This window comes from Tepidiforma sp. (assembly GCF_034433535.1).
Classification (GTDB): domain Bacteria; phylum Chloroflexota; class Dehalococcoidia; order Tepidiformales; family Tepidiformaceae; genus Tepidiforma.
Genome location: NZ_DAOUAO010000150.1, coordinates 1 through 6,041 on the forward strand (window position 1 = coordinate 1; position 6,041 = coordinate 6,041).

Below are 6,041 nucleotides of genomic sequence, written 5' to 3' on the forward strand. Positions count from 1 at the left end.
CGGGGCGGGCGCCTTCGGCTCGGCCGGGGGCTGCGCGAGCCTCGGCGGCCGGGCGGGCACCACCTTGCGGGGGCCGCCGCCGGGCAGGCGGCCGCGGCCGGGACCGGGTTCGAACAGTTCAGGCTCTTCCGGTTCGGGTTCGCCGGCGAGGTCGCGCTCGTCGGGTTCGATCAGCCCCTGGGCGATGGCTTCTTCGCGGCTGATGCTGGGCGGCGGCGGCGCGCTCTTGCTCGAGGTGTCCCAGCGGACGACGGTGCCGAGATCGCGGTCGCCGACTTCGATGCGCTGGCCATCGACGAGGAGGGTGACCTGTCGCTTGAGGATGTTGAGGGCCACCACCTTGCCCTCGCCGGTGGGGGTGCTGCAGCGCTGGCCGATCTTCGGGAGGGACTTGCGCATTTCGCGGTAGCCCTCCTCTTCGTACGAAAGGCAGCAGAGCAGGCGGCCGCAGAGGCCGCTGATCTTCTGGGGATTGAGCGGCAGCTCCTGCTCCTTGGCCATGCGGATGGAGATGGAGGGGAAGGTTTCGAGCCAGCTGGCGCAGCAAAGTTCGCGGCCGCAGATGCCGTAGCCGCCGGCCAGGCGGGCGCGGTCGCGGGCGCCCATCTGGCGCATTTCGATGCGCGCATTGAAGCGCTGGCTGGCGAGGCGGGCGAATTCGCGGTAATCGAGGCGCTCTTCGCTGGTGAACGAAAAGGTCAGCCGCTTCCCGTCGAGGGTGAATTCGGCGGCGTCGATCCGGGCGGGAAAGCGCACCTCCTCGCCGAGGCGGCGGGCCTCGGGGAGGAGCTCCTGGGCTTTGCGGTGGAGTTCATCGGCACGGCGAATATCGGCCTCGGTGGCCAGGCGGAGGATCGGCTTGAGCTCATCGCGGGGCAGCTCATCGACCACGACCTGGTCGGGGGCGATGACGACGCGGGCGATTTCGGGGCCGCGGGAGGTTTCGACGACAACGTATTCGCCGGGCTCGAGGCGGAGGCCGGCGGCGTGGAAATAGAAGATTTTGCCGGCGTTTCGAAAGCGCACGCCGGCGACGCGCGGGGGTGTTTCAGGCATGGGCCGGGAGTTCTTCCTCGGGGCTATGCTCCAGTGTAACGCGCGGGAAGCTGAGGAGCATGAGGTCGAAGGCGGGGCGCACCTGGACGTTGGCGTTGAGGTGCTCACGCAGGGCAGCGATGGCGCGCAGGGCTGCCAGGGCGCCGCGGGCATCATCGGGGGAATCGACTGAGGCGCTGCGGAGGCGGGCCTCCCAGAAGGACTCCCAGCAATCGAGTTCGAAGCGGACGGCGGCGCTATCGCTGCGCCAGCGGGAGGCGAGGTCGGCGGCGTACTGGAAACGGGCGGGCACGCCGCTGGCCGCGACCTTCGCGCAGCGCTCGAGGATGCGGCCGCGGTCGCCCATGAGGTCGGGCTGGGCGGCGAAGGCGATGGCGCGGCCCGGTCGGCCGCGGCTGGCGGCGGCGGCATCGGCGGCGAGCTGCGGTTCGATGCCGCGGTCGATGAGCCCGGCCTCGATGGCGGGACGCCCGACGGGCCGGACGTCGATCCGCCGGCAGCGGGAGAGGATGGTTTCGAGCACGCGCTCGGGCGCAGCGGTGATGAGGCAGAAGATGGTGTGGCCGGGCGGCTCCTCGAGCGTCTTGAGCAGGGCCGGCGCGGCGTAGAGGGCGAGGCGGTCGGCGGGGTCGATGATGATGACGCGGTAGCGGGCTTCGAACGGGAAGCGTGCGCAGAGCTCGGTGATACCGCGGACCTGGCAGATGCGGATGTCGGCGGAATCGGGGTGGGCGGGGTGGGATTCGCCGTCGCGCGGGCGGCAGAGGGCATCGCCGGGGCCGACGGTGATCACATCGGGGTGGGCGCCCTCGAGGATGAGGCGGCAGGGCCGGCAGACGCCGCAGGGGCCCGCGCCCGGGGCGGACCCCGGCGCGGGGGGCTCATCGCCGAAGAGCGGCGCGCCCGCGGGGGCGGGTGGGTGGAGGGCCTCGCAGTTGAGGAGCATGGCATAGCGGCGGGCGAGGACGGTCCGGCCGGTGCTCTCGGGGCCGGCGAAGAGGAGGGCGTGCGGCGGCTCGGCCGCGGCGGCGAGGGCGGCGAGTTCGCGGAGGATCTCGGTGTGACCGATGACGGGGTCCACGGTGACAGGATACGCGAGGAGGTGGGAGGTTGGAGGTGGGAGCGCCGCGCCGCCCGAACCGGCCCTTGCCCGGGAGCCGGGAGCCGGGAGCGGGGAGCAGGGAGCCGGGAGAAGGTGGGAGGTTGGAGGTTGGAGGTGGGAGGTGGTTCAGGGGCGGGGGGAGGGCGGGGGCGGGATGCGGCGGAGGGCGCGGAAGACGCTGCGGCGGGAGAGGCCGAACATGGCAGCGACGTCATCGATGGGGAGGTTGCGGCGGCGGACGGCATCGGCGATGGCGGCATCGCGGCTGGTGCGCAGCATGGCGGCTGCGCCGCCCGGGCTGTCGTACTTGCAGCGCGGGAGCGGGCAGTTCAGGCACGACGGCGCGAGGTCGCAGCCGGTATCGGCGTACTCGGTGTGCTCCGGCAGGGCATCGCAGCGAGCCGGGAGGTCGAGCGGTTCGGACACTGGCAACCCCCTCTGGCGGTGGTGGTGTGTGGCCGAGAATAGAACGTGTGTTCTCATTCCTCAATCCCGCGCTGACGCGGCCGGGACACTCCGCCGGGGGTTGTCGCGGCGGCTTCCCGGTGCCAGCGGGTGCTCGGCGGTGAGCACCGGCCCTCAGCACGCTGGGGTTCGATGACGGCACCGGAACGGTCAACGGAGGGCGGTTCGACCCCGCGGCGGCGGCGTTCGCCGGCGGAGCGCGACCCGCTGGCGGCGGCCTGGCGGGTGATCGATGCGCTCTGGCACGACGAATCCTTCGACCCCCGCCGGGCGCAAGCGATCATCGCGGCGCTGCGGCTGGTGTTCGCGGCTGGCTCGGCGCCGCTCGACCGCGACCGGGCGCTGCGCGAGGCGGAGCTGCTGGGCCTGCTGATGCACGGCCTCGAACCCCGCGACGAGGAGGAGTGGGCCCTGGCGCGGGAACTGATGGGAGGTTGAAGGTGGGAGGTGGGAACCCGGAGCGGGGAACCGGGAGCCGTACCCCGCACCCCGTCTGCCCCGTCGGGAACGGGGAGCCGGGAGCAGGGAGAAGGTGGGAGGTTGGAGGTTGGAGGTGGGAGCGGAGAGCCGGGAGCCGGGAACCGGGAGCAGGGAGAAGGTGGGAGGTTGGAGGTGGGAGCGGAGAGCCGGGAGCGGCGGGCATGGAGACGTTCGTCCCTCTCCCCTTATCCCTTCAACCTCTCCCCTTATCCCTTCAACCTCTCCCCTTATCCCTTCAACCTCCAACCTTCAACCTCCAACCTTCAACCTCCAACCTCCCACCTCCAACCTCCCACCTTACTCCGGCAGGGGGAGGCGGCGGCCCTCTTCCCAGCTGCGGTGGGCGGTATCGACGACGCGCATGTAGGCGAGGCCATCTTCGAAGCTGGTGAGGCGAACGGGCGCGCCCTCGCGGATGGAGGCGATGAAGTCCTCTTCGACCCGCCAGCCGCGGTCGGTGCCGGGGTCGGGTTCGATGGCGTGCGGGTGCGGCTGCCCGAAGACGTGCAGCTCAGCGGTATCGCCGGGGCGCCAGCGCAGGACCGCCTTCGTGCCGTGGATGGCGATGCCGTTCGCCTCGGCGCCGCCGGCGACGCTGCTGAAGTGGTAGGTGATGCGCGCGCCGCGGGCGAGTTCGCCGCTGACCACGTAGGTATCGGGCACGGTGACCGGCTGCATGGTGCCGGTTTCGGGGTCGAACCGCTCGGGGATGACGATGGCGCCATCGGCGCTGACGCTGCCGGCGTGGCGGCCGAGCCAGCGTTCGATGATTTCGACGTAGATGCCGAACATCATGACGTTGCGGCCGGAGTAGTCGCGGCGCTGGCGCCAGTGGAGGGGGGCGCCCGGGTCGAGCGCCTGGCCGTTCAGCAGCCGGACGGTGACTTCGCGCACTTCGCCGAGGGCGCCTTCGGCGATAAGCCGGGTAATGGTCGGCCCGAGGCGGAAATCGAACGGCGCGGGCACGAGCTGCGCCACGAGCCCCGGGTGGCGCAGGTGGGCTTCGTACATGGCGCGGGCTTCTTCGAGGTCGCAGGCCATGCGGGCTTCGCAGAGGACGTGCTTCCCGGCTTCGAGGGCCATGACGGTGTAGTCGCGGTGTTTGTAGGGCCAGGTGCCGATGCAGACGGCGGCGATTTCGGGGTCGGCGCAGAGGGCTTCGGGGGTTTCGAAGACGCGCGGGATGCCGAACTGGTCGGCGATGCGGCGCGAGCTTTCGGGGGTGCGGTTGACGACGCCGACCAGTTCGACGCCGGGGATGCGGCGGAAGCCGGGGATGTGCTGGGCGACGGTGTTGGCGCCAGCGCCGATGAGGCCGATGCGAATGCTCATGCCACAACTATAAGGTGGGAGGCGGGAGGTGGGAGGTGGGAGCGGGGAGCCGAGGGAGGTGGGAGCGGGGAGCCTCCCGCCGCCACGGCCGCCCCCGGGAGCGGGGAGCAGGGAGCCGGGAGCCGGGAGTAACCAACCTCCCACCTCCCACCTCCAACCTCCAACCTAAAAGGGCCCCGGCTGGCTGCAAGGGCCCCTGCTGATGCGTGCTATGGTGCCTGTTCCCCGCTCCCGGCTCCCCGTTCCCGGGAAGGGAGGTGTGGTGCGGGGCTCCCGCTCTCCCCTTCTCCCCCTCTCCCGAGGGAGGGGAGGAGAGGGGAGGCGCGGGGTGGGGCTACCGGCTGGTGCGGCGGCCGAGGGCGAGGAACCCAAGGCCGAGGCTGAGGACGACGAACCCGAGGACCATGAGCAGCGTGCTCATGCCCGACTGCCCGCTGCCGAAGCCGAAGCCCGTCGCAGGCGCCAGCGGCGTCGGCGAGGTGCCCGGGCCAGGCGTCCGCTCACCCGCAACCTGCGTCACGCTCGGCGACGGCTGCGACGGCGGCGGGGTCTCCGACGGCGTCTCCGACGGAGGCGGCGTCGCGGTGCTGGTCGGCGGGGTCGGGGTGCTGGTCGGCGGGGTCGGGGTCGAGGTCGGCGGCGTCGGCGTCGTCGTCACCGGCGGCTGGCAGCGGTTGTCGCTCGGGTCCACGCACGGCGGGTCGTACACCCGGATGTTGAGGAACTCGAGCGTGACCACCTGCCCGCCCTGGGTCGGCGCCGCACTCTGCGAGATGTACTGCGGCGTCCAACCGGGCTGCGTCGTCTCGGTCACCGTGTAGCTGCAGCCGATGGCCGGCGGCAGGTTGGTGAATTCGACGATGCCCTGGCTGTCGGTGGTGCCGGTCTGCGGGGTGATGCCGCAGCCCGTCAGCGTGAACGACCAGCCCGCGCCGTTGGAAGTGAAGCCGACGACGTTGAGCGTCTTGTGCACGCGGATGGTCACCCGCGGCTGGTTGTAGAAGTCCACCGTCGCGGTCTGGTTGAGGTTGACGGTCACACCGGTGCGGCAGAGGCCGGCCTGGGTGACGCTGTTGTACTTCGAGCCGACGTTGGCCCAGCCGCTGACGAGCGTCTCGCAGACGGTATAGGTGCCGTCCGGGATGCCGAGGAAGAGCGCCTGGCCCGCGCCGCTGGTGGCCTGCGTGGCGTTGAAGCCGTTGGCCGCGCCGCCGGTGCCGGTGATGGTGATCTGCCAGCCGGCGAGCGGCGTGGCCCCGGTGAAGTTCGCCAGCGGGTCGCTGTACTTGTTGACGACGAGGTTGGCGGCCGAGAGCACGGAGCCGCAGCCGATGTTGCCGAAGACCACGTAGGTCGTCTGGCCGGCCTCGACCGGGACGTCCAGGCTGCCGTTGGAGATGACCGGCGCGCTGTTGAGGGCGCCCGCGCCCGGCAGGCTGCCGCCCACCTGGACGAGGCCGCGGGTCTCCCAGTCGCTGGAGGTGGTGCCGGTCTGGCACTGGCCGCGGCCCTGGGTCTCGGCGATGGTGTAGGTCCCGACCGGGACGTTCAGGATGGTCGTCGAGGCGGTCCCGGTGCTGCTGGTCGTGCCCGTCGTGGAGAGCGA

General features: G+C 71.6%; 5 protein-coding genes and 1 pseudogene. 1 reads left to right on the top strand and 5 read right to left on the bottom strand.

Annotated elements, in window-relative coordinates:
- The 3 genes from VAE46_RS08195 to VAE46_RS08205 form a co-directional block, all read right to left on the bottom strand.
- Window positions 1-1,056: regulatory iron-sulfur-containing complex subunit RicT (locus tag VAE46_RS08195; protein WP_322796441.1), on the bottom strand; the 1,056-nt coding region annotated here is incomplete at its 3' end.
- Window positions 1,049-2,137 (bottom strand): hypothetical protein, encoded by a 1,089-nt coding sequence (locus tag VAE46_RS08200; protein ID WP_322796442.1) that lies wholly within the window; start codon window positions 2,135-2,137, stop codon window positions 1,049-1,051. The genes VAE46_RS08200 and VAE46_RS08195, both read right to left, overlap by 8 nt.
- Window positions 2,138-2,284: 147 nt before the next feature.
- Complete coding sequence (locus VAE46_RS08205; RefSeq protein WP_322796443.1) at window positions 2,285-2,584, bottom strand: hypothetical protein; 300 nt, start codon at window positions 2,582-2,584, stop codon at window positions 2,285-2,287.
- 171 nt (window positions 2,585-2,755) lie between these two features.
- On the opposite strand from VAE46_RS08205, the gene VAE46_RS08210 reads away from it, so the two are divergent.
- Window positions 2,756-3,061, top strand: a complete 306-nt coding sequence (locus VAE46_RS08210; RefSeq protein ID WP_322796444.1) for a hypothetical protein — start codon at window positions 2,756-2,758, stop codon at window positions 3,059-3,061.
- 339 nt (window positions 3,062-3,400) lie between these two features.
- On the opposite strand, the gene VAE46_RS08215 is transcribed toward VAE46_RS08210, so the two are convergent.
- Window positions 3,401-4,435 (bottom strand): Gfo/Idh/MocA family oxidoreductase, encoded by a 1,035-nt coding sequence (locus tag VAE46_RS08215; RefSeq protein WP_322796445.1) that lies wholly within the window; start codon window positions 4,433-4,435, stop codon window positions 3,401-3,403.
- A 334-nt stretch (window positions 4,436-4,769) separates the two neighbouring features.
- Window positions 4,770-6,041 (bottom strand): annotated as a pseudogene (locus VAE46_RS08220) (prealbumin-like fold domain-containing protein); the annotation flags it as partial.

Bases quoted from the DNA above. Each gene is read 5' to 3' on its own strand.
- VAE46_RS08215 (WP_322796445.1), bottom strand. From the start codon at position 4,435: ATGAGCATTCGCATCGGCCTCATCGGCGCTGGCGCCAACACCGTCGCC.
- VAE46_RS08210 (WP_322796444.1), top strand. From the start codon at position 2,756: ATGACGGCACCGGAACGGTCAACGGAGGGCGGTTCGACCCCGCGGCGG.